This is a genomic window from Affinundibacterium fentianense, assembly GCF_018139545.1.
GTDB classification, from domain to species: Bacteria; Pseudomonadota; Gammaproteobacteria; order Burkholderiales; family Burkholderiaceae_D; genus Undibacterium; species Undibacterium fentianense.
Genome location: NZ_JAGSPJ010000007.1, coordinates 82,042 through 102,806, shown reverse-complemented (window position 1 = coordinate 102,806; position 20,765 = coordinate 82,042). Strand labels below are relative to the sequence as shown.

At 45.7% G+C, this 20,765-nt stretch carries 15 protein-coding genes; 3 read left to right on the top strand and 12 right to left on the bottom strand.

Going from position 1 to position 20,765, the window contains the following annotated elements; genetic code table 11:
• Position 1: 1 nt before the first annotated feature.
• Positions 2–3,745, bottom strand: coding sequence for a glycosyltransferase (locus tag KDM90_RS15815; protein WP_212676605.1), 3,744 nt, complete (start codon positions 3,743–3,745; stop codon positions 2–4).
• Positions 3,746–3,751: 6 nt separating this feature from the next.
• Positions 3,752–4,135 carry a hypothetical protein gene (locus KDM90_RS15810; RefSeq protein WP_212676604.1) on the bottom strand — a complete coding sequence of 128 codons (384 nt, stop codon included), beginning with the start codon at positions 4,133–4,135 and terminating at the stop codon, positions 3,752–3,754.
• Between the two features lie 144 nt (positions 4,136–4,279).
• On the opposite strand from KDM90_RS15810, the gene KDM90_RS15805 reads away from it, so the two are divergent.
• Positions 4,280–5,053 carry an exodeoxyribonuclease III gene (locus KDM90_RS15805; protein WP_212676603.1) on the top strand — a complete coding sequence of 258 codons (774 nt, stop codon included), beginning with the start codon at positions 4,280–4,282 and terminating at the stop codon, positions 5,051–5,053.
• A gap of 126 nt (positions 5,054–5,179) precedes the next feature.
• Here KDM90_RS15805 and KDM90_RS15800 read toward each other — a convergent pair whose 3' ends face one another.
• The 6 genes from KDM90_RS15800 to KDM90_RS15775 form a co-directional block, all read right to left on the bottom strand.
• Entirely contained in the window at positions 5,180–6,091 is a 912-nt protein-coding gene (locus tag KDM90_RS15800) for a M48 family metallopeptidase (protein ID WP_212676602.1), read from the bottom strand.
• Positions 6,092–6,183: 92 nt separating this feature from the next.
• Positions 6,184–7,461 (bottom strand): AmpG family muropeptide MFS transporter, encoded by a 1,278-nt coding sequence (locus tag KDM90_RS15795; protein WP_230409849.1) that lies wholly within the window; start codon positions 7,459–7,461, stop codon positions 6,184–6,186.
• A 3-nt stretch (positions 7,462–7,464) separates the two neighbouring features.
• Positions 7,465–8,070, bottom strand: a complete 606-nt coding sequence (gene metW, locus KDM90_RS15790) for a methionine biosynthesis protein MetW (protein ID WP_212676601.1) — start codon at positions 8,068–8,070, stop codon at positions 7,465–7,467.
• A complete protein-coding gene (gene metX / locus KDM90_RS15785; protein WP_212676600.1) occupies positions 8,067–9,194 on the bottom strand; it encodes a homoserine O-succinyltransferase MetX in 1,128 nt (375 codons plus the stop codon). Before metX ends, metW begins: the two co-directional genes overlap by 4 nt.
• Before the next feature lie 428 nt (positions 9,195–9,622).
• Complete coding sequence (locus KDM90_RS15780; protein ID WP_212676599.1) at positions 9,623–11,836, bottom strand: carbohydrate binding family 9 domain-containing protein; 2,214 nt, start codon at positions 11,834–11,836, stop codon at positions 9,623–9,625.
• A 177-nt stretch (positions 11,837–12,013) separates the two neighbouring features.
• On the bottom strand, positions 12,014–13,078 hold the full coding sequence (locus KDM90_RS15775) for a porin (RefSeq protein WP_212676598.1): 1,065 nt from the start codon (positions 13,076–13,078) through the stop codon (positions 12,014–12,016).
• A gap of 358 nt (positions 13,079–13,436) precedes the next feature.
• Here KDM90_RS15775 and coq7 point away from each other — a divergent pair, with 358 nt between their 5' ends.
• Positions 13,437–14,069 carry a 2-polyprenyl-3-methyl-6-methoxy-1,4-benzoquinone monooxygenase gene (gene coq7, locus KDM90_RS15770; protein ID WP_212676597.1) on the top strand — a complete coding sequence of 211 codons (633 nt, stop codon included), beginning with the start codon at positions 13,437–13,439 and terminating at the stop codon, positions 14,067–14,069.
• 41 nt (positions 14,070–14,110) lie between these two features.
• Here the strand turns inward: coq7 and KDM90_RS15765 are convergent, their stop codons facing one another.
• The 3 genes from KDM90_RS15765 to KDM90_RS15755 all read right to left on the bottom strand — a co-directional run bounded on the left by KDM90_RS15765 (position 14,111) and on the right by KDM90_RS15755 (position 17,589).
• A complete protein-coding gene (locus KDM90_RS15765) occupies positions 14,111–16,387 on the bottom strand; it encodes a UvrD-helicase domain-containing protein (RefSeq protein ID WP_212676596.1) in 2,277 nt (758 codons plus the stop codon).
• 77 nt (positions 16,388–16,464) lie between these two features.
• On the bottom strand, positions 16,465–16,971 hold the full coding sequence (locus KDM90_RS15760; RefSeq protein ID WP_230409848.1) for a 3'-5' exonuclease: 507 nt from the start codon (positions 16,969–16,971) through the stop codon (positions 16,465–16,467).
• A gap of 159 nt (positions 16,972–17,130) precedes the next feature.
• Positions 17,131–17,589, bottom strand: a complete 459-nt coding sequence (locus KDM90_RS15755; protein ID WP_212676730.1) for a DUF2721 domain-containing protein — start codon at positions 17,587–17,589, stop codon at positions 17,131–17,133.
• Positions 17,590–17,765: 176 nt separating this feature from the next.
• Between KDM90_RS15755 and KDM90_RS15750 the strand changes: the two genes are divergently transcribed.
• Complete coding sequence (locus KDM90_RS15750) at positions 17,766–18,305, top strand: DUF6622 family protein (RefSeq protein ID WP_212676595.1); 540 nt, start codon at positions 17,766–17,768, stop codon at positions 18,303–18,305.
• 55 nt (positions 18,306–18,360) lie between these two features.
• On the opposite strand, the gene KDM90_RS15745 is transcribed toward KDM90_RS15750, so the two are convergent.
• Positions 18,361–20,754, bottom strand: coding sequence for an EAL domain-containing protein (locus tag KDM90_RS15745; RefSeq protein ID WP_212676594.1), 2,394 nt, complete (start codon positions 20,752–20,754; stop codon positions 18,361–18,363).
• Positions 20,755–20,765: the final 11 nt, after the last annotated feature.

The following is a 20,765-nucleotide window of genomic DNA, read 5'->3' as shown; positions in this document are numbered from 1 at the left end:
TTTATAAATTTATACGGTGAGCAAAAGGTGGCAACAGCCTATCAATCCCCGCACACAACTGTTCAGTACTCGAGCGCCAATTCAGCCAAGGCATCGTGGTGGTCATCGGCACAGCATTGCGTTCGCGCAGTTGCATCCAATCACGAATCGCCTGAGCCAATTCAGCCGATGTTGACGCATCAAAATAACTCACATGCTGACCTGCCACTTCTTCAAAGACGGGAATGCGACGTGCCAAGATCGGCATTTGATAACGCGCCGCCTCAATTAAGGGAAGTCCAAAACCTTCGCCAAATGAAGATGCCAACAAACAATCACACTGTTGGTACAAACGCGCCAATTGTGCATCATCAGCCTGATCGAACCAAAACAGACGCTGCCCCAGCTCAGGATGCGATGCAATCCGCGTTTGCAGTTCTTCCGTCTTCCATCCACGTCCACCAACGATCACCAAACTCACCTTGGCACCCATCAGCCAAAGCTGTTCAAATGCCTCTAAACTTTGGGTATGTCCTTTGCGAGGCTCGACGGTTCCTACCATTAGGAAACTGATTGCTTGATCCAACCCACTTGGTACTAAATCACCCGAATCAGGCACCACCGCAAGCTCCTCGGTGATATCCGCTCCAAGATGAAAATAATCCAATGCAAAATGCGCTGCTAGCTCAGACTTATTCTGCTCAAGCCAAGTCTGCACCTCTACTTTTACCGATTTTGAGATACAAATCGCTCCATTCGCCAGCTCAACAACCGTCGACAGCCAAGCTTGAAAATTGATCACCAATTGAGGTTCAAAAAAACTTGGTTGAAGTAAGGGTAGCAAGTCATAAATCACAAACACCATACGCATCCCGCGATTCCGCAAAGACTGGAGCATGTCGCGATTTGCAATGATAGGTTCAAAATGCAAATCTAAACCTAAAAAAATATCGTTCTCACTAACCTCGACCAAATCGCCATCATTCGCCAACGCGGCACTACCCAGCAAGTTGGCGCCAAAAGTTCGCGCATATCGCAACCCCTCAGGACTTAAAACAACAGGCTCAATACGACCATCGAAAAGAGCATCATTCATTAGGCACGTCACAATCGCACGTACAACCCGCTGGATTCCAGAATTGGCATCAACCTCGGCCAACCGAGATACATCGATTAATAATCTTCGATCATTTGAAGCCGCATTGCCGGCGATTGCAATAGCTAAGTCACGGAGAACCGCATCGTCAAAATTGACGCTCTGAACTAAGTCTTGCAATTTACTGTACAGCAAATCCCGTTGTGTGTGCTCAGCATCGATATAGTATTTCTCGATTGCTTGTTGATAAGCACTGCCAATTTGGTGTGGCTGATGAAAGTGACGAATATGCTCAATCGCTTTTTGTCCGAGTGCCCTACGTTGATCCAAATTTTGATACAAATTCGTTAAGGCTTGCACTAAGTCGTCGTGGACAAATTGATCCTGAAGCTTCAACAAAGCATCGTCAGGTAGTTCTGCCATCGTACCGTTTGCATTAATAATCGTGGCGATCCCATGCGCCATACAATCAAGCACTGTGCCTGACGTCTCTCCTCGAGATTTTGTCCTTAACTGAACCGCCAAATCACTGGCTTGCAAATACGACTTAAACATCTCTGGTGTCGCGAATCCAGTTAAACGAACTCTGCCAGCACTTTGATCGGCAGAAATTAAATGCAGCGTCGTCTCACCATATTCCCCACCATCATTTTGCCCAACAAACACCAGATAACAATGTGGATCCTGCGACAAACTACTGTCATGCCATGCTCTAAGCAATGCATGATTCAATTTCGTTGGCCCTAACATGCCAAATGCGCAAACAACAAAATCTGCCTCTTGAAAACCTAAGGCTAGCTTTGCTGATTGCCGTGAAAACGTCTCTGGTAAGCAGCGTAAATGCGGAATGTAGGTCCACTGCTTCGCCTCAAATTGACCATACCAGCGCTTTGCTAACTCAAGCGAGAATTGCGAATGCACAATCACACCTCGAGCTGGGTCCACGATCGCACGATTGCACGGATATTCCCAGATCACATCATGCACGTTTGCGCATTGAGCATTTCTTGCGAGCGCAGGATAACCGTGCGCTTGATATAAACTTTCTACCCAAAAACCGGGTTTCTCTCCCGTATGATCAAGATGAGAAACAAGATTACTGATATAAAAATCATGCAAAACGACCACGCCAGGATGTTCTCGGAGTAAGTCGAACATGTGGCTATGGTAGGTGGAATTCCCAACGTGATACAACACACGGTCAAATTCTTTACCGTGTTTGCGAAACCAAGCGACAGAATGCAGCGGGAAGTTTGCACTCAGCCAAGGATCGGCAACAGTGACCTGATCGCTCACAACATGAATGTCATAATGCCGAGCTAATTCAGGCAAGAGTTCGGCACTGTAATCAGCGATGCCCGTTTTTTCCGGGGGTAATGGTGAGATGTAAGCGAGCTTAGGGCGTGCAGCATTTCGCCTAATCGGAACACTGACTGTGTTTGCAGATTGTTGTTTATCAAAACGTGCCTCAAATGCGGCAATCGCCGTCTTTGCACAAGCGTCCCATGAAAATAACTTCGCCCGCTCCAGACCATGGCGAGACAAGCGACGACGGAAGTCTTCGTCACTCAATGCTTGCACCATTTTTTGTGTAATGCTTGCCTCCTGAAATGGATCAAACATCGCATCAGGCAAACCGATTACTTCCGGCAAACTACTCGTATTTGAGGTAATCACTGGCGCGCCACAATTCATCGCCTCTAATGCTGGCAAACCAAATCCTTCATGCCACGATGGGAAGACAAACAGCTGGCAGGCTTGGTATAGCAAAGGTAATTCATCATCGGCAACAAAGCCTGTGAGTACCAACTCATCCTGCGCTAAACCCAATGATGTTGCTAACTGCATTAGTCGCTGACGATCTGGTTGGTGCACACTGCATACCACAGCGAGTTGATGTTGCTTCCGAAGTTCCATCGGCAACTGCGCATACGCAGCGATCAATCTCTCTATATTCTTACGTAGATCTATACCACCCGTATACATGACAAAACGGCGTTTCAATCCATATTTTTGTAGCAGTTTGTCCAATACAGCCGGCGCATAAGTTCGCTGAACAAAGCGCTCATCGACCGCCGAAGAAATATTTACGACATTCGACGCTGGCAGCTGCAAAAAATTAAGTGCTTCATCGCGCGATGAATTAGAAATCGCAAGCAACAAATCTGCATTTTTTAATGCCTGAATTTTTTGATAGTACCAACGACTAATCGCACGGTCCCCTAAATACTGCTGACGATGAATCAAAGGAATCAAATCATACAAGGTGACAGCAGTCGATGCCCGATTCAAGGCATGGACATTCGTCACGGCGTCATCGCCAAGGCCTTCAAATAGACTGGATACATGGATGATATCGGGTCGCAGCTGTGCGAAAGCTTCTTCACGCAACAATTCACTGGCAATCCGCCTTGCATCCACACTAGGATTCGCAGCCGAAACGTTAGTCAACGCACGCCAAGTATGTATATGTTGATGCGGTAACAGTTGAGAAAACTCTCGACGCAAATCGGGAATCGCATCTCCGAAAGCGCCATTCAGGGCCAAGTGTACCTCGTGTTTCCCTGCCTGCCGAACCATTGCCTTGGCAAGAGCGAGCGAATAACGACCTATCCCTCGAGTACGACTTCCAGTCGATTGACAAGCTTGTAAATCAATAAGTATCCGCATGAAAGTTCAGTCTGTTTTGTTTGGTTTCAGGTTAGCAAAGACATCACGAGCTTGCGCGCTCATTGAATGCATATCAATTGCAGTAAGCATCTCGACCGACACCGTTTGATTGATTGTTTTTGGGATCGAAGGCGCTTGAAGATGGCCGAGGCGTACCAAATACCCTTGTCGCCATCTTGGAAACATTTTTAATATGAACAACGCAGCATTATTTAATTTTTGACGGCGCATGACAAAATGCATGAGTCTTCGAATCACACGTTTTGGGAGTCCCATGATCAGTCTGGGCTGTTTGATAAGAGTGGCAAACAAACGCAGTGGAGCTGTCATCCGCCAAGAAGTGCTACGATAAACCGCATTCAGTTCTTCGCGCAGTTGCTGTTCGCTCATGGTGGTCTTCGTAGTCAAAATGTAAGGGCGATAGTATAAACGATGACTACGCTAATGCTTCAGTAAAAGCGCAAGTTACATGGATTCTGCTATGCTCTTATGCAGATATATGCCTTCAAAAAATTTTCTAAAAGATGACGTACTATGACAAAAATTATCTCTGCAAATCTAAACGGGATCCGTTCAGCAGCAAAAAAAGGCTTTTTTGATTGGATGAAGAAAGAACTGCCTGATTTTCTCTGCGTACAAGAATTAAAAGCCCAACAAGCAGATATGACCGATGACTTTCTTCAACCTCATGGCTATCACGGCCATTTCCATTACGCAGAAAAGAAGGGCTATTCAGGTGCAGGGGTTTACAGCAAAACTAAACCCGATGCGGTCCACATCGGTTTCGGTAGCGACGAGTTTGATCCCGAAGGACGCTACGTGCGTTGTGACTTTGGCAATTTATCAGTCATTTCAGTCTATTGTCCCTCAGGCTCTTCTTCGGAAGAGCGTCAAGAAGCTAAATTTCGATTTATGGCCGAGTTTGCTCCGCACCTAAAAACCTTGATCAATGAGGGGAGAGAACTTGTCATTTGTGGCGACTGGAATATCGCACACAAAGAAATTGACCTAAAAAACTGGAAGAGTAATCAAAAAAATTCTGGCTTTCTACCTGAGGAACGCGCTTGGATGAGCCATCTATTCGAAGAAATGGGCTGGGTGGATGTCTATCGCCATTTGCACCCCGACACAACTGGCGAGGCCTATACTTGGTGGAGCAATCGCGGTCAAGCTTGGGCGAATAATGTTGGGTGGCGGATCGACTACCACGTTGCCACACCCGGCATGGCCAACAAAGCGCTGTCAGCATCGATTTATAAAGAAGAGCGTTTCAGTGACCATGCGCCTCTGATTATTCAATATGGATGAGCAGGCATTAAAGAACTACCTCGATTCACCCAAGTCGGCATAGCGGGGCACAATAAAAAAGCTTGATTCAGTTACTGAAATCAAGCTTTTTTGATCTTAAACGATGGCTAACATAGCTACATCAGCCTAATTTTTCACATCGGGGATGCCTTTGACATTTGTCCGATAGGCCGACATTCCACTCAATTCGACTCCCTTTGCTTTCGCATAAAGAGGCATCACTTCGGGAAAATGCTTACGTATTTCATTGATCCGATCATTGCCAGCAGGATGTGTAGAGAGCCATTTTGGTGGTGCTTTTTTATTCACGACACCCATTTTTTGCCAAAGCGCGACGCCCGCTCTTGGGTCATATCCAGCTCGCGCGGCAATATCTAATCCAACAATGTCTGCCTCGGTTTCGTCATCACGCGAGAATTTCAACATAACGATATTCGCGCCAGCACCGCCCAATCCCGCGACTGCTTGACCATTGTATCCTTTGTATTCGGCAAAAAGCGCTGCACCTTTCACCAACAAATTGGTTGCCATTGACTTACCAGCACGCTCTGCACCATGCTCACGCAGTGCATGCGCGATTTCGTGTCCCATTACGATTGCCACTTCATCATCGGTTAACTTGAGTGTATCCAAGATTCCTGTATAAAACGCTATTTTGCCGCCCGGCATACAGTAGGCGTTGACCTGCGATGAACCGATCAGATTCACTTCCCACTTCCATTCAGCTGCGCGGTCATTCCAAGGCAAGGCAAAGGGAATCAATTTTTTTGCAATTTCACGCAAACGTATAACTTGCGGATGATTGTCTGGAGCTAAAGCGCGCTTTTGTTGAGCGTCTTGCATAGTCTGCGTATATTGCTGCGCAGCCTGTTGGTCTAAGCCGCCCCCCAAATTGCCTAGCTTACGCATCATGGACATTTTGCCGACCTTTACCCCGTCTTGTGGCTCGTGATCTTGCGCTTGCGCAGTTGATAACGTCAGCATGACAGGTAATATCAAGGCGAAACTCAATGTCGATAAAATTCTTTTCTTTCTCATGAATGTTTTCTCCCAATAATTCACAAAATGGTAACAGAGGAGCCAAACCTTAACTGCAAAAAATTGCTAATTACTATCCTATTGTTTAGCATTTATTCAACCACTGGTTTTACCTGTTCATTCCATGGCGCGACTTTTAACAATAGCAGCATTCCTGGTATGGCGAGCGCAAAACAAATCAAGAAAAAGTTAAACCAACCAGTTGCAGCGACAATATACCCAATCAAAGCTGTCGTGAAAGTACGCGGCACGGCAGCCAAGCTAGTAAACAAAGCAAATTGTGTGGCGGTATAGCGTGGATCAGTTGTACGCGCGATAAAGGCAACAAAGGCGGCAGTCCCTAAACCGACACCAAACGCCTCAGACGCCAAGACAATACCAAGCATGATCGGATCAGGGCCTAATTTGGCAAGTAAAGCAAATCCTAGGATACTCAATGCTTGCGGCACACCAAATATCCACAATGCACGATTGATTCCCAATTTGATCATCCATACCCCTCCCACGACACCGCCTGCAATACTTCCCCAAAATAAAGTGATCTTCGCGATGGCACCAATTTGCGTCAGTTGAAAGCCGAGATCAAGAAAAAATTTTGTTGCGAGTGTTGCCGCCATACTATCGCCTAAGCGATACAGAAAAATAAAGGCGAGTATCCAAAATGCGTGCAGCCAACCTGAACGATGAACAAATTCTTTAAAAGGTAAGATCACCGCATCCTCTAAGGTCTTGGGCTGTTCACCATAAGTCTTCGGTTCGGCAACTAACAACGTGCAGAGCAATCCCGGTAACATAAACGCTGCGGTAATCCAAAAAACCCACGCCCAGGAAATCAAGTCGGCAAGAATTAATGACAATGCTCCGGGCACTAAGCCCGCAACCTTGTAGGCGTTAACCTTGATCGCCGCACCTAACCCCTGTTCGTTGTCATCCAAAATTTCGCGTGAGAATGCATCAATTACGATATCTTGGCTTGCTGAAAAAAACGCGACGGCGATTGCAAGCGGGATAATCACTGAAAACTGCGAAACCGGATCGAGCATCCCCATCGTTCCAACGCAGACAAACAAGGCTAATTGGGTTAATGCCATCCAACCGCGACGACGTCCCAACTTCCCGATGCTGAATCGATCCATCAATGGTGACCAGATAAATTTCCAAGGATAAGGAAACATCACCAGAGTGAACAAACCAAGTTTTTTGATGTCGATCCCTGACTTTGCGAGCCAAGCTTGTACCAAATTAATCAGAATAAAGAGCGGCAAACCCGAACTAAACCCTAAAAACACTAAAGTCAGCATGCGCTTATTCAAATAGGTCTGCCACCGATTCATCGCCAGCGCGGTTTGTTTCTGATCTTGGTCACTCATCGTCTAATTTCTCTTCTTGAGGCGGAAAACCGCAAGACTACCACGCAAATTCGGTAGCCAGTGTATCTGTTTGCCTTCATGTAATGCGACACATTCCATCACTTCCAGACCAACATCATCTGCCAAATCAGCAAAGTCGTAAATCGTCGCGCAACGCACGTTTGGGGTGTCATACCATTCAAACGGCAAAGACTTCGAAACTGGCATCTTGCCGCGTAGAAGCGCAGTGCGATGCGGCCAATAACCAAAATTAGGGAAAGACACAATTGCTTCACTACCGACTCTCGCGATGTCTCGCAGCAGGGGTTCAACGTGTTTCATCATTTGCAGCGAAGATAAACACAACACGGTATCGAAAGCATGTTCTGAAAAAATGCTGAGACCGTTCTCCATATCTTGCTGAATCACATTAATGCCACGTTTGGCACATTCCAAGACTTTATCGTCTGCAATTTCAATACCATAGCCTGTGCATTGTTTATCCGTTTGCAGATAATCAAGCATGACGCCATCACCACAACCAACATCCAAAACATGCGCTTGTGGCGCAACCCAATCAGCGATAAAAGCAAGATCAGGACGTCGTACCTTTAACTCTTGAACGTTCATGCAAACTCCTGCGCAACTCGGTTGTAATAGGCAGCGATAAAATTCAAATATCGCGCGTCATCCAGCAAAAATGCATCATGCCCATGCGGGGCATCAATTTCCGCGTAGCTAACGGTACGTTTATTATCGACCAGAGCTTTGACAATTTCTCGACTTCGCTCTGGAGAGAAACGCCAATCAGTCGTAAACGAAGCAAGCAAAAATTGGGCTTTGGTCACTGCCAATGCTTGGCTCAAATCACCACCATGTTCACGCGCTGGATCAAAGTAATCTAGCGCCTTGGTGATCAATAAATAGGTGTTTGCATCAAAGTAGTCCGAAAATTTATCCCCTTGGTAGCGCAGATAAGACTCAATTTCAAATTCAACGCCATAACCAAATTGATAATCGCCGGTTTTCAGTTCACGTCCAAATTTTTCAGCCATATCGTCATTCGACAAATAAGTAATGTGACCAATCATGCGCGCTACGCGTAATCCATTCTTAGGGACAACTTTGTGTGCGTAAAAATCTCCGCCATGAAAATCGGGGTCAGTTAAGATCGCTTGTCGTGCAACGTCATTAAAAGCAATATTTTGAGTTGACAATTTCGGTGTCGATGCGATGACAACACAATGACGCAAACGATCTGGGAACAAAATACTCCAGGCCAATGCTTGCATTCCACCTAGCGATCCCCCCATCACTGCGGCAAATTGTTGAATTCCCATTGTATCGGCAACCCGTGCTTGAGCACGCACCCAATCTTCAACAGTGACGACTGGAAAATCTGCACCGTAGGGTTTGCCCGTTGCAGGATTTGTGTGCATCGGACCAGTTGAACCAAAGCAGGAACCAAGATTGTTAATTCCTATCACGAAAAATCGATTGGTATCTAATGGCTTCCCTGGACCAACCATATTGTCCCACCAACCAATATTTTTTGGCTGATCGGCATAGTAGCCAGCGACGTGGTGCGATGCGTTTAATGCGTGACAGACCAAAACAGCATTCGACTTATCTGCATTGAGCGTGCCGTAGGTTTCGACCATTAAGGTGTAATCGGCGATACTCGCACCGCTTTGTAAAGGCAGAGGGTCACTGAAGCGATACGCTTGTGGCGTGACGATTCCAACGGATGACATAAGCTATTCCCTCGAGATCGATTTGATCTTAACTTTAAAAAAATATTTAAAAAGGGGCTAAAAGAGGGGCTGAATGAAGGGGGGGTACTGCGGCATTCAAGCTCGCTTTAGCCGTATTTATTGTTCAAATACCTCAATTAGATAATTAAACCGCGCCCGCAAGCTGATTTCAAATCGGCGCAATGTGCGAAGGATAACGAAGTCTGGCTCTAGCGTCAAATTTAACATCCAACTTGAGCCAAGTTTCCTATATTCAAATTTCACTTCAAGATGAACAGTCCCTACTACCATCGGCTAAGGATTGGCGCGTCTGCATAGACTGTCCCACTCACCAGATCCAAACGGCGGTCCCTCGATGCTTCAAGATTGAGTGCCTGTGCCTCACTCGACGGCACAGGTCCGTATGCGCGCAGCGGACGATTACAAAATTACATTTGCCAAGAGAATTTTGTGAACAATTCACTTTGCCTACGTTTTGCGCTGTAGCCGGGCGCGTCAGATTGGTTACGTGTCCACCCTAGGTAAATCGCACTTCCAACTCCAGCTAGGTGGGTGTACACCATCGAACTCACTTGTCGGCTTGACTCAGGTGCAACCTTGCTAGCATAAGCCCCTGCATCCCGTGTCGTCCGTGCATTTTGCAAAATAAGACGTAAGGTATCTTTTGCACTTAAATGGACAATACTATTCATTTGAAATGCAGTCTCCGTATAAGCTCGTTCACTGCCTAAGCTGGATAGATCACGATTGATCCAATTCGTCGCGAAGCTTGGCTCAATTTCCAAGCGATCCAACGGCCTTAACTTGGCACTTAAGCTATACGATCCTCCACGACCTAAACGGTTAGCCAAGATATCAATGACGTCACCAATCGTCATATCAAAAGCCATTCGGGCCACTTGTTTGCCTGGGCTAGCTGCAAAACCGGTGGCGATTCGACCGATAGTAAATAATTCTCCATTTTGATTCACACGGCTGCGGACGGATGGACTCACATTCAAATACGCGGAGCTATCGTAAGGGCCCGCGACACGAATGCCGGGAGCCACAATTTTCGACAGCACATTACCATCTGAATCGACTTTATACTCTGTACTAAGATAAACATTGACCTCATGCAAGGCACCATTGCGACCAAATTTCTTTGTAAGATCACTGTTCACACTTCGAAATCCGACCTGAGAAAAAAAACCATTATCAGCACGAAAATCTTTACTAAAGTCACGCAAGTTCACCGACATACCCCACTCATTATCACCCCGCGACCAATCAAAATAGGCAGCATGCCCATTGCTGTTCTGACCCTTTGCAATATCTCCGTTTGGAGCCACTTGTGCATTTCCGCTGCTAAACAAAAATTGACCACGCATCAACTGATTTTTATCGATTTGCCAGACAAAATCAGGGCCAAGCACACGGTTATATCCGAGTCCCCCTGCATATTCACGATCGGTCAACACTCCCCCTAATGACAAAGAGCCAAGTCGAAAATTCGCCCTAGCATCGGTCGCAATCGATGCTGACGTACTATTCGCATACCCGGTGTAATAAGTATGGGGAACCAAAACCAAAGCCCCGGCTGCATCACGACTCGTCAATATACTAAAGTCCTTATCTGCATCACGCTGTGTGTAACGCAAACCCACGTCCGGGTTAGCGATACTGCGGGTACTTATGGCGTTTAACGGCGTTCTGAAGATATCTGCACCTTCTAGAAAGAACGGGCGTTTTTCTTGTACAAAAATACCAAATCGTGTGTTCCCAGACAACTGGGGAGAGTCCAATTCTATTTGGGAGAAATCAGGGTTTAGAGTGGCATCAATTGTCACAGCAGAACTCGGGCGGAATTTTAAATCCAAGCTCAAATCGCTCGACCCATTCGAAGCAGCAGGCTTATCCTTGACTTCATCGCGCGCCCGACGTACCACCAACTGCGGTGTGACATTCCAATTCATGCCGGATGGAAGATCTTGCATTCCTTCTATCGGATGCGAAAAACACAAATTACAACTTGTTGCTCTCGTAACCGCGCCACTGTACATCCGATAACGCTGTTCACGGGTCATATTACGCAATACCAACAAACTCCAAGGGGTGGTCGAGTGCTTATCATACGCAATCGAAGCAAAGGGAATTTTATATTCAGCGCTCCAGCCATCATCGAGACGCGAGACACTGACATTAAAATCATAGTCCGGTGCCGTATCGTCACCACTTGTATCGCTATAAATTCCATCCATTACCGCGCCACGTGCGTTGACATAAAATACTTGGGCTGACTTGTGACCGCTACTCGGATCGATATACAACGCAAAAAAATCTTGATCAATACTGATTTTGTCGCGACGTGCGAAGGAATCACGAATGTCATTCGGAACGCTATCGTAGGCTTTGATACCAACATACAAATAGCGATCATCGTAAGCGACACGAACTTCCGTTCTTAAGTGCGCAAGCACACTATCGAAGGGCTGCGTTTGAAAGAACTCATCATGCACATTCGCTTTCAACCATGCTGTCTCATCTAGCTTTCCGTCAAGTTTAATATGTTCACCAGCTTGCAATCGGTGAGCTTGGAATCCAGCCTGTGCGGTACTCGAAGCAAAAACAAAACTGAGAAATACTAAGAGAAATACTTTCATGTGCTTGAACGAATAAGATGCGAAAAAAGTGTTATTACTAAGCTCCAAGATTCATGATTTGGAGAAGACTGTTGTAGATGCGTAAATATATTTTTAGTTCAAAAAAAAAGACTGCCGAAGCAGTCTTTTTCGTAAAACGAACTAAGCTACAACTAAACTAATCTAGATAGATTCAGCTTAGAAGGAGTGCAACAAACCAACTGTTGTACGTGTTGCTGTCTTGTTGCCAGCACCGATGAACAAGCCCAATTCTTGGTCTTTTGCAGCAGTTGTACCTGCTTTAGCATAAGAGAAAGAACCGTAGAAAGTTGTACGCTTGCTCAAAGCATACTTAGCAACTGCTACATATTGATCAGCTTTACCTTTTACATCGCCAGAACGACGATTCGCGTAGTAAGCAGCAGTCAAAGTTGTTTGTGGCGCTACTGCATAATCAACACCTGCACCCAATACAGACAAAGTACGGCCTGTTGTATTCAATTCATTCTCAGCGTAAGTGACTTTTACTGTGAAATCAGAATTAACCACGAATTTTGCACCACCAGTGTACACGCGCAAAGTTGAGCTATTGGAAGCGTCTTTCAATTGACCATATGAGAAAACAGCTGTCAAACCATTTTGGCTGAAACCAGCAGATGCACCAGCGTAGCTACTTGCAGAAGCGTCACCAGCTTTTTCACCGAAACCGTACATTGCGCCGAAGTTAATGCCACCCAATACTGATGGGAATGCATATTTAACAGAATTATTTTGACGTGTTGGAGAAGATGCACCAACGCTTGTACCGTGAGTACCGAACAAGCCATTGTTATTCAATGCACCAATTGCTACGTTTGGATTTGTACCAACGTGCGCAACGTTCAATGGATCAACTTGAATCAATGTGTCGTACGCCAAGTTTGTTTGGCGGCCAAGATTAAATGTACCGAAGTCACCAGACAAACCAACAGAAGCATTACGATCGAACAAAGAACCAGCTGTGCCAGTATCAACGTTCAAAGAGCTTTCCAAGTTGAAGTTTGCTTTCAAGCCATTACCCAAATCTTCAGTGCCTTTCAGGCCCCAACGGGAAGAAGACAGGTTGCTTGCGTCTAATGAAAACTTTTTGCCGCCAGTTGCTGTTTGGTTAGACATATGAGATGTCGATGCATCAATCACACCGTACAAAACTACAGAAGACTGAGCAGAGGCGACGGATGCGAATGCACCCAAAACTGCGAAAGCGATAAGTGATTTTTTCATTGAAAAATTCTCCAAAGGTTAATGAATTTTTTGGTCGATGTCAAAAGCAAAACATCGATCGAAAACTGGTATCTCTTTTTTTATTGGTTACTGCCACGAAACGTGGCAACATTTTGACTCATATACTAAGTAGCATTTGATCAAATTGCACCATTTTGGGCAAAGAGAATTGCGCTATTATAGAACATATTGAAATTTTATGTGGCATTGCAACAACAAAGACCTGATTTCAATCAAAAAAACTGCCACAAGAACAATTTTTCTGTTAACGCAATTATTGCGTTAACGCAATAAATAATTAGAAAAAACCTTTACAATTCAGTCCTTTAAACTTGCCAGTCAACTTTTCCTCTCGCTTATGTTTAATCAACAAACCGACCATTTTCTGATTCGCTTTGATCGTGCCCTACGCGTCATTACAGGGCAAGCTAAAGCGTCTCGTCAGAACCCAGCCTCAAATTGCAAAGCATCCGTGCTGACTGAGGCGGAACAGAAGCATAGCGCCGGTTTAATGCGGGTCAACCACGTTGGCGAAATTTGCGCGCAAGCACTCTATGATTCACAAGCGGTGTTTTCACAATCGCAAGACGTAAAACGCCAATTCGCTCGCTCGAGTGTCGAGGAAGAAGATCACCTCGCTTGGACAGCAGAACGCTTACAGGAACTCAATTCTCACACTAGTGTACTCAATCCTCTTTGGTATGTTGGCGCCTACACTTGCGGCCTAATCGCTGGACGTAGTGGGGATGCGATTAGTCTCGGGTTCGTGGTTGAAACTGAGAAACAGGTCGAAGCACATTTGCAGAGCCACCTCAAATCACTACCGGCAGACGATCATGCTTCACGAGCCATCGTCGAACAAATGCGCCAAGATGAAATCGCCCATGGCGCAGCGGCTCAAGCGCTAGGGGCAACAAATCTACCCGCACCGATAACCTTGCTGATGCAAGGGATGGCCAAGGTAATGACTACAACTGCGTATCATCTATGACGCGTTTTGATAAGAGCCTCATTTGAGGCACCACCCCTGAATTAAATTCTATCCAGTTTAGCGATGCTCAAATCGAGCAATTTCATACCAAACTTTCCAAAATTAATATGTGCCCGGGCGTTGCTGCCGCTGCCTTCAATGTTCACAATCACGCCTTCGCCAAATTTGGCATGCGCAACATTTTGACCAATACGCCAAACTGATTGTGATTGTGACTGCAGGCTCTGCGCAATCGCATTGGCACCAAGCTCCGGTGCATCGTCCCATGCTGACTTGGGTCGCGCAAACCAGTTTGTTTGTATTTTCGGTGAAAGCCATTTCAACGACGCTTCTGGCAACTCATCAAAGAATCTTGAACGCAGATTGTAGCGTGTCTGCCCATGCAACATCCGCGTCTGGGAGAAAGTCATATAAAGTCGCTGACGAGCACGGGTAATCGCCACATACATAAGGCGACGCTCTTCTTCTACTCCCGATTCTTCTTGCGTACTATTTTCGTGAGGGAATAGGCCTTCCTCCAGCCCACCGATAAAGACTGCATCGAACTCCAAGCCTTTCGCCGCATGCACTGTCATCAACTGCAGGGCATCTTGGCCAACTTGTGCCTGATTGTCGCCTGCCTCTAGTGATGCGTGTGACAAAAATGCGGAGAGTGGTGACATAACAGTCGGTAAAGCCGCGTCAGCATCGATAATTTCGATGGGCGCGGCACCATTCGTGATCAATTGTCCCGCAGGTCTCGAAGCTGGCCCATGCAAAGCAGGAGCGTCATGACCAAAGCCTTCTTCTGCAACAAATAATGTCGCGGCATTAACCAATTGCTCCAAGTTCTCAATCCTTTCCGTTCCTTCCTTTTCAGATTGATAGTGGTTCAACAGGGTACTAACATCCAGCACCACCTGCACCATTTCTGGTAGCGGCAAATGCTGTGTCTCAAAGCGCGCGCCTTCAATCAGTTTCACAAAACTAGCCAAAGAAGAGCCTGCCTTGCCGCTGACATAGGGAACTGCGGCGTACAAAGAAATACCATACTGTTTCGCAGCATCTTGCAGTTGCTCGATCGATCGCGCACCAATTCCACGAGTAGGAAAATTTACAACGCGCATAAACGCGGAATCGTTATGCGGGTTGTCCATCAACTGCAAATAGGCAATCGCATGTTTGACCTCTGCACGATCAAAGTAACGTTGCCCTCCATAAACGCGATATGGCAAATTCGCAGAAAAAAGGGCATGCTCAATCACTCGGGATTGTGCATTCGACCGATACAAGATAGCAATTTGACTTTGATCGTATCCATCCCGAATCAAATTTTTGGCCTCTTCGGCTATCCACTGAGCCTCTTGAATATCGCTACTTGCTTCAAAAATCCTAACGAGCTCACCGTGTCCGGCATCGGTACGCAAATTCTTTCCAAGTCGTTGACTATTATGTTCGATCAATGCGTTCGCGGCATCCAATATGTGACCATGGGAACGATAGTTCTGCTCCAATTTAATCAGATTTTCAACTTGGAATTCTTTTTCGAACGCCGACATGTTGCCAACATTGGCTCCTCGAAATGCATAGATACTTTGATCATCATCACCCACCGCAAAAACCGCTGCTTGGGTACCTGCCATCAATTTGAGCCATTTATACTGCAAGTCATTGGTATCTTGAAACTCATCAACCAATATATGTTTAAAACGTGATTGATAGTGTTCACGCAAAGGCTGATTCCGACTCAATAACTCATAAGTACGTAACAACAATTCAGCGAAATCAACTACCCCTTCACGTTGACACTGCAAATCATATAAATCATACAACGCCACCATTTTGCGATTAAAATCATCATATGCATCGACCTGTGCCGCCCGCAAACCTTGATCTTTGGCACTATTAATAAAATACATTAATGTCTTCGGCGGAAATTTTTCATCATCGATATTATTGGCTTTTAACAAACGCTTGATGAACGATAATTGATCACCGGAGTCCAGAATCTGAAAGGTTTGTGGCAAGCCAGCATCACGATGATGTGCGCGCAAAAGGCGATTGCACAGCCCATGAAAAGTGCCTATCCACATGCCACGCGTATTAATGGGCAACATCGCAGACAAGCGCATCAGCATTTCTTTTGCTGATTTGTTGGTGAAAGTCACGGCAAGTACACCGTTCGGAGAAATTTGCCCAGTTTGAATAAGCCAAGCAATTCGGGTCGTTAAGACTCGAGTTTTACCCGACCCAGCACCAGCTAAAATTAAGGCTGATTGCGCCGGCAATGTCACAGCAGCTAACTGTTCGGGATTCAGATTATGAAGGAGATTTTGCATTCCCCTATTATACGGGAGTGTCAACTGGCGACGCAAAAAAGACTGATTTTTTATACAATTCGACTATTTTTTTTGGCTTAAGCGCTGAGTTTTCTTGCCTCATCATAGGTTCGCAGCCAAGTTAATTGCAATACTCGTGCATCACTACTAGCGCGGTGACGGGCAACACACAATTCCTTAATGATTTGCTCCTTCGTCGCATCCCAATTAGGCAATTGATCATCATTAATAATCTCAAATAGATCGACTAATTTGAATTTTGGTGTGATTTCCGCTGCATCAAATAGCTTAGCCATCCAAACGTAATCTTGCCCCCACCCATCGGTATAGACAGTACGTCCGCCTAGGAAAAAATTCAATTGCTCAGCAACAAATTGCACCGTATTACCGCGTTCGACTAAAATTTCGCGAGGGATACCGTGCACGCGCGCGGCATCCAAATTCCAGTGCAACCAGTCGTCCTCAGGGCGAATTAAAGAGCACCATCCCTCACCATGGCGACCAGAAAAACCAACCTCTATGGGATAGCTACCTTGTCCGAAGCCGGAAGCTTCGAAATCAATAATGATGGGTACAGTCATCATCGCCGACTCCAGTCAGTGGGAAGCGAATACGCGTGAGTATTCGGGCATTCCATTGTGCCTTAATTTTTCAGCAAAGCAAGAATTTGACTGCAGTAGAGCGTAAGTTATCGATTCGACGTGGTTTTTAGTTCACGCCCGTGGACCTGGCAAGCATGAAAACTAAGGTAAGAAACGTGCACCGTGTTCGCGTTGGCGCCGCAAGGTCTTAGTGGCAACGAAAATCTCTCGCAAGAAAAAAATGAAACTGCCAATCAATGCAAACACAGCAGCAACAAACAGAGCGGCAATAATTTTATCCAAATGTATATCTAAGGCATCGCCTAAAAATAATGCCGCGATCACTAGGCAAACCAGCAATGCACAAGTTGAACTCAACGTAATTGCCCGATTAATTAAGTGCGATCGTTGATACAACTCATCGAGTTCAATTCGCATTATCGGAGTCAAACTTTCTGCGCCTTGTTGCCCAACGATTTCTTCAAGAACACGTGATCGATCAATAATCCGAGCCAACCTATTGGTCAAAACCGTTAAATTGGTGCCTACCCCAGTCAGCAAAAATACGGGGGCAATAGCTAGTTGGATGATCTGTCCAATATTTCCTAAATGTAGATTTATCACGATCAAGTTCTTTCAAAATTTCTAGGCGCACATTTTAGCAGTCAAAGAGAAACTCCATCCGCGCCCTTTTTTGACCTTTCACGTCAAAAACACAGTATTTAATCGCATTGAACTCGCGTAAAGAGCGCTGCTCATGCACAGTAGCGTTCATCACGAACTTGAGGAGTACTGAAATGATCTCGCAAATTTTGACACACACACCAGTTTGGGTATGGATTTTACTGGTAGCTCTCTGTGCCGTCGGCTTACAACAAACTCGCGACCGCAACATCACTTTGCCACGTTTACTAATTTTACCGATCGCGATGTTAATTTTCTCAGCTAGCAGCCTGCCTAGTAAAGCGAGCTCAGGATTGCAGGTTTTTTCCATTTGGCTTGCCAGTGTGACGATTTTTTGTTCGCTGGGACTCATCTCGAGGACAAAGACAAAACATCGCTATGACGCAGTGTTAAATCAATTTTTCGTCGCTGGGAGCTGGTTTCCATTGGCGCTCATTTTCAGCATGTTCATAGCAAAATATTCAGCGGCAGTCACGTTTGCAATACGTCCCGATTGGGCACTAGACGCGACTTTCAGTGCGAGCTTTGCTGCGTTGTTCGGTGCAATCAATGCTGGCCTCTTGGTGCGTGTCGTCCGTATTATCGCGCTGAAACGCGCGTACCATCGCTTGATGGCAGACCAAATCAATTTAGGCGTAGAGCCATCCCATTAGGCAGGGTTGTCTATCGATGGCCGCGGAGAGACGCTACTACTCTCAGCGATGTTGATTATTGATGATCCAGAAAATATTGAATTGCATCCCGTGCTGGTAGCGCTTTTGCAAAATAGAAACCTTGGCAAAGTTCGCATTGAACATCTTGCAAAGCGCGCAATTCATCTTCAGTTTCAACCCCCTCGGCAACTACAGTTAAGTTTAAAGCCGATGCCAACGCGACGATGCTGTGGATGATCGGATTGCCCACTTTACCAACACTAATTCCTTGAACGAAGGTACGATCAATTTTGAGTACATCGAGAGTAAGTTGGTGTAAATAATTTAAAGAAGAATAACCGGTACCAAAGTCATCCAGCAAAATTCGTACGTGATGGTCACGCAACACTTGAATATTCGCCTGAGCCTGAGCAAATTTATCAATAACCGCCCGCTCTGTGATTTCGATGCCCAAGCTATGGGGTGGGATGACAAATTCTTCAAGTAAGGCCAGCATCATTGCGATGAATTCAGGGCTTGCAAAATGTCGCCCTGATATATTAATGCTGACTTTCGGGGTTAAACCGAATTCAAGTCGCCACTCTTGCATTTGCTGGACAACTTGACGCAGCACAAAACGATCAATTTTCTCTATCAATCGATGCTTCTCAGCGAAATCGATAAATTCATTTGGTGCGATCCAGCCTCGTTCCTGATGCGGCCAACGAATCAACGCTTCGAAGCCCACTGCTCGCTTGCTCTGGACATGGATAACTGGTTGGTAATGCAAGACAAAATGCTGCTCATTCAATGCCCGCAAAATTTCTTCGCCAAATAATAAATCCCGTACATTCGCCCGATCAGATAAAGGATCAAATAATTGAAAGTGCCCCCTTCCCGCGGCCTTCGCCTGATACATAGCGGTATCAGCACGACGAATAATTTCATCAGCTGAAACTGTGGCATCTGTGATAAATGCGATTCCAATACTCGTCGAACATGCAATCGATACGTCGTTCGCAAGAATGGGTTCCCGCAGTGCTTGAATGATACGTTCCGCCAAGCATACGGCCGTTGCTTCAGAGTCGATATCCTCTAGAAACAGCGCGAATTCATCTCCGCCAAGGCGAGCGACCGTGTCCAATTGACGCGTCTGCAATGTCAACAATTTTGCGAATGCCACCAACAGTGCATCACCAACTGCATGGCCATACCGATCATTGACCGTCTTAAACAAATCGACATCCATATATAAGACGGCGCACAGTCTTTGGTCGATACGTTCTCGTTTCTTCAATGCATGAGAAACTCGATCCAAAAAGAGACTGCGATTTGCTAGGCCAGTCAAGGCATCATGCAAGGCCAAATGCTGCAATTTTTTCTCTGCGAATTTCCGTTTCAGTAGATTGGACACATGTTGCGCCACATACCCCAACAGTTCCCGATCGGAATCCAAATAGGAAACTAATGATGAGTAGGTCTGCACCACCAGCGCACCTTTGAGATGATCGCCCGCATCAATCGGAACTCCTAACCATGATTCCGCAACCGTACCGAGAATTTCAAAATCACCATTTTGCGCGCGTTGAATTATTTCATTCCGGCCCAGCAGCAAGGGGGAATTGTTGAAAATAACCCATGCAGACATTCCCCGCATTTCGGCATCAATCGGACCGTCTTCGGCAGACATATCAGGATGCCTTTCGTCCACAAAATAAGGAAATTCAATGCAACCAGCATCTTCATTGTAGACCGCGACGAAGAAAGATTTTGCAACTAATAATTCAGTAATAAGGTGGTGAATTTTTTCATAGACCTTGAAGAAATTCTCATCCTCATAGGTCAATGCAGCGATATTGAATAAGATACTCTGCAACTTACGTGCATACTCCAATTCACTAATAGAGGTTTCAAGTTGATGAATCAGATTTGCCTGAGCAAGCTTTGCCGATACCATCGAAGCAACTGCATTTAGAATTTTGATATGCTCAGGGGTATAAAAATTCTTGGCAAGGTTTTCGCTGTCGATGACCCCGATTAACTGATCGGCATAAATAATGGGGATTGCCAGCTCCGAACTTGCCTGCTGCATATCCATCACATAGTTTGGGTCAGTACTTAAGTCGTTGACCAAAACAATTTCACGGGATTTTGCTGCACGACCGACCAAGCCTTCGCCTAGTCGCAAGGTCAATGCATTATTGACAGAGCCTTGCTCTGAAATTTTGTGTCCAAAAGCAGACTGCTGTATGAGCAATTGTGACGCTTCATCCCATAAATAAATCACACAGTCGTCGAAACCCATTTGCCCGACCACCTCATTCGCGGTGTACCACAAAACTTCTTCGCGAGAACGCAAACGTAATAACGCAATCGCAAATTCACTCAAAATATTGAGTAAAGAGTTGCGCTCACGCAGAGTATGGATTTCCAGTTCGCTATTTAAGCCCGCTGATAGTTGTTCCGTCATCTTGTTTGAGT

Coding starts and splice junctions, on each gene's coding strand:
- KDM90_RS15760 (WP_230409848.1), bottom strand. CDS start 16,971: ATGATGACTGTACCCATCATTATTGATTTCGAAGCTTCCGGCTTCGGA.
- metX (WP_212676600.1), bottom strand. CDS start 9,194: ATGTCATCCGTTGGAATCGTCACGCCACAAGCGTATCGCTTCAGTGAC.
- KDM90_RS15765 (WP_212676596.1), bottom strand. CDS start 16,387: ATGCAAAATCTCCTTCATAATCTGAATCCCGAACAGTTAGCTGCTGTG.
- KDM90_RS15795 (WP_230409849.1), bottom strand. CDS start 7,461: ATGAGTGACCAAGATCAGAAACAAACCGCGCTGGCGATGAATCGGTGG.
- KDM90_RS15815 (WP_212676605.1), bottom strand. CDS start 3,745: ATGCGGATACTTATTGATTTACAAGCTTGTCAATCGACTGGAAGTCGT.
- metW (WP_212676601.1), bottom strand. CDS start 8,070: ATGAACGTTCAAGAGTTAAAGGTACGACGTCCTGATCTTGCTTTTATC.
- KDM90_RS15805 (WP_212676603.1), top strand. CDS start 4,280: ATGACAAAAATTATCTCTGCAAATCTAAACGGGATCCGTTCAGCAGCA.
- KDM90_RS15750 (WP_212676595.1), top strand. CDS start 17,766: ATGATCTCGCAAATTTTGACACACACACCAGTTTGGGTATGGATTTTA.
- KDM90_RS15800 (WP_212676602.1), bottom strand. CDS start 6,091: ATGAGAAAGAAAAGAATTTTATCGACATTGAGTTTCGCCTTGATATTA.
- KDM90_RS15780 (WP_212676599.1), bottom strand. CDS start 11,836: ATGAAAGTATTTCTCTTAGTATTTCTCAGTTTTGTTTTTGCTTCGAGT.
- KDM90_RS15810 (WP_212676604.1), bottom strand. CDS start 4,135: ATGAGCGAACAGCAACTGCGCGAAGAACTGAATGCGGTTTATCGTAGC.
- coq7 (WP_212676597.1), top strand. CDS start 13,437: ATGTTTAATCAACAAACCGACCATTTTCTGATTCGCTTTGATCGTGCC.
- KDM90_RS15775 (WP_212676598.1), bottom strand. CDS start 13,078: ATGAAAAAATCACTTATCGCTTTCGCAGTTTTGGGTGCATTCGCATCC.
- KDM90_RS15745 (WP_212676594.1), bottom strand. CDS start 20,754: ATGACGGAACAACTATCAGCGGGCTTAAATAGCGAACTGGAAATCCAT.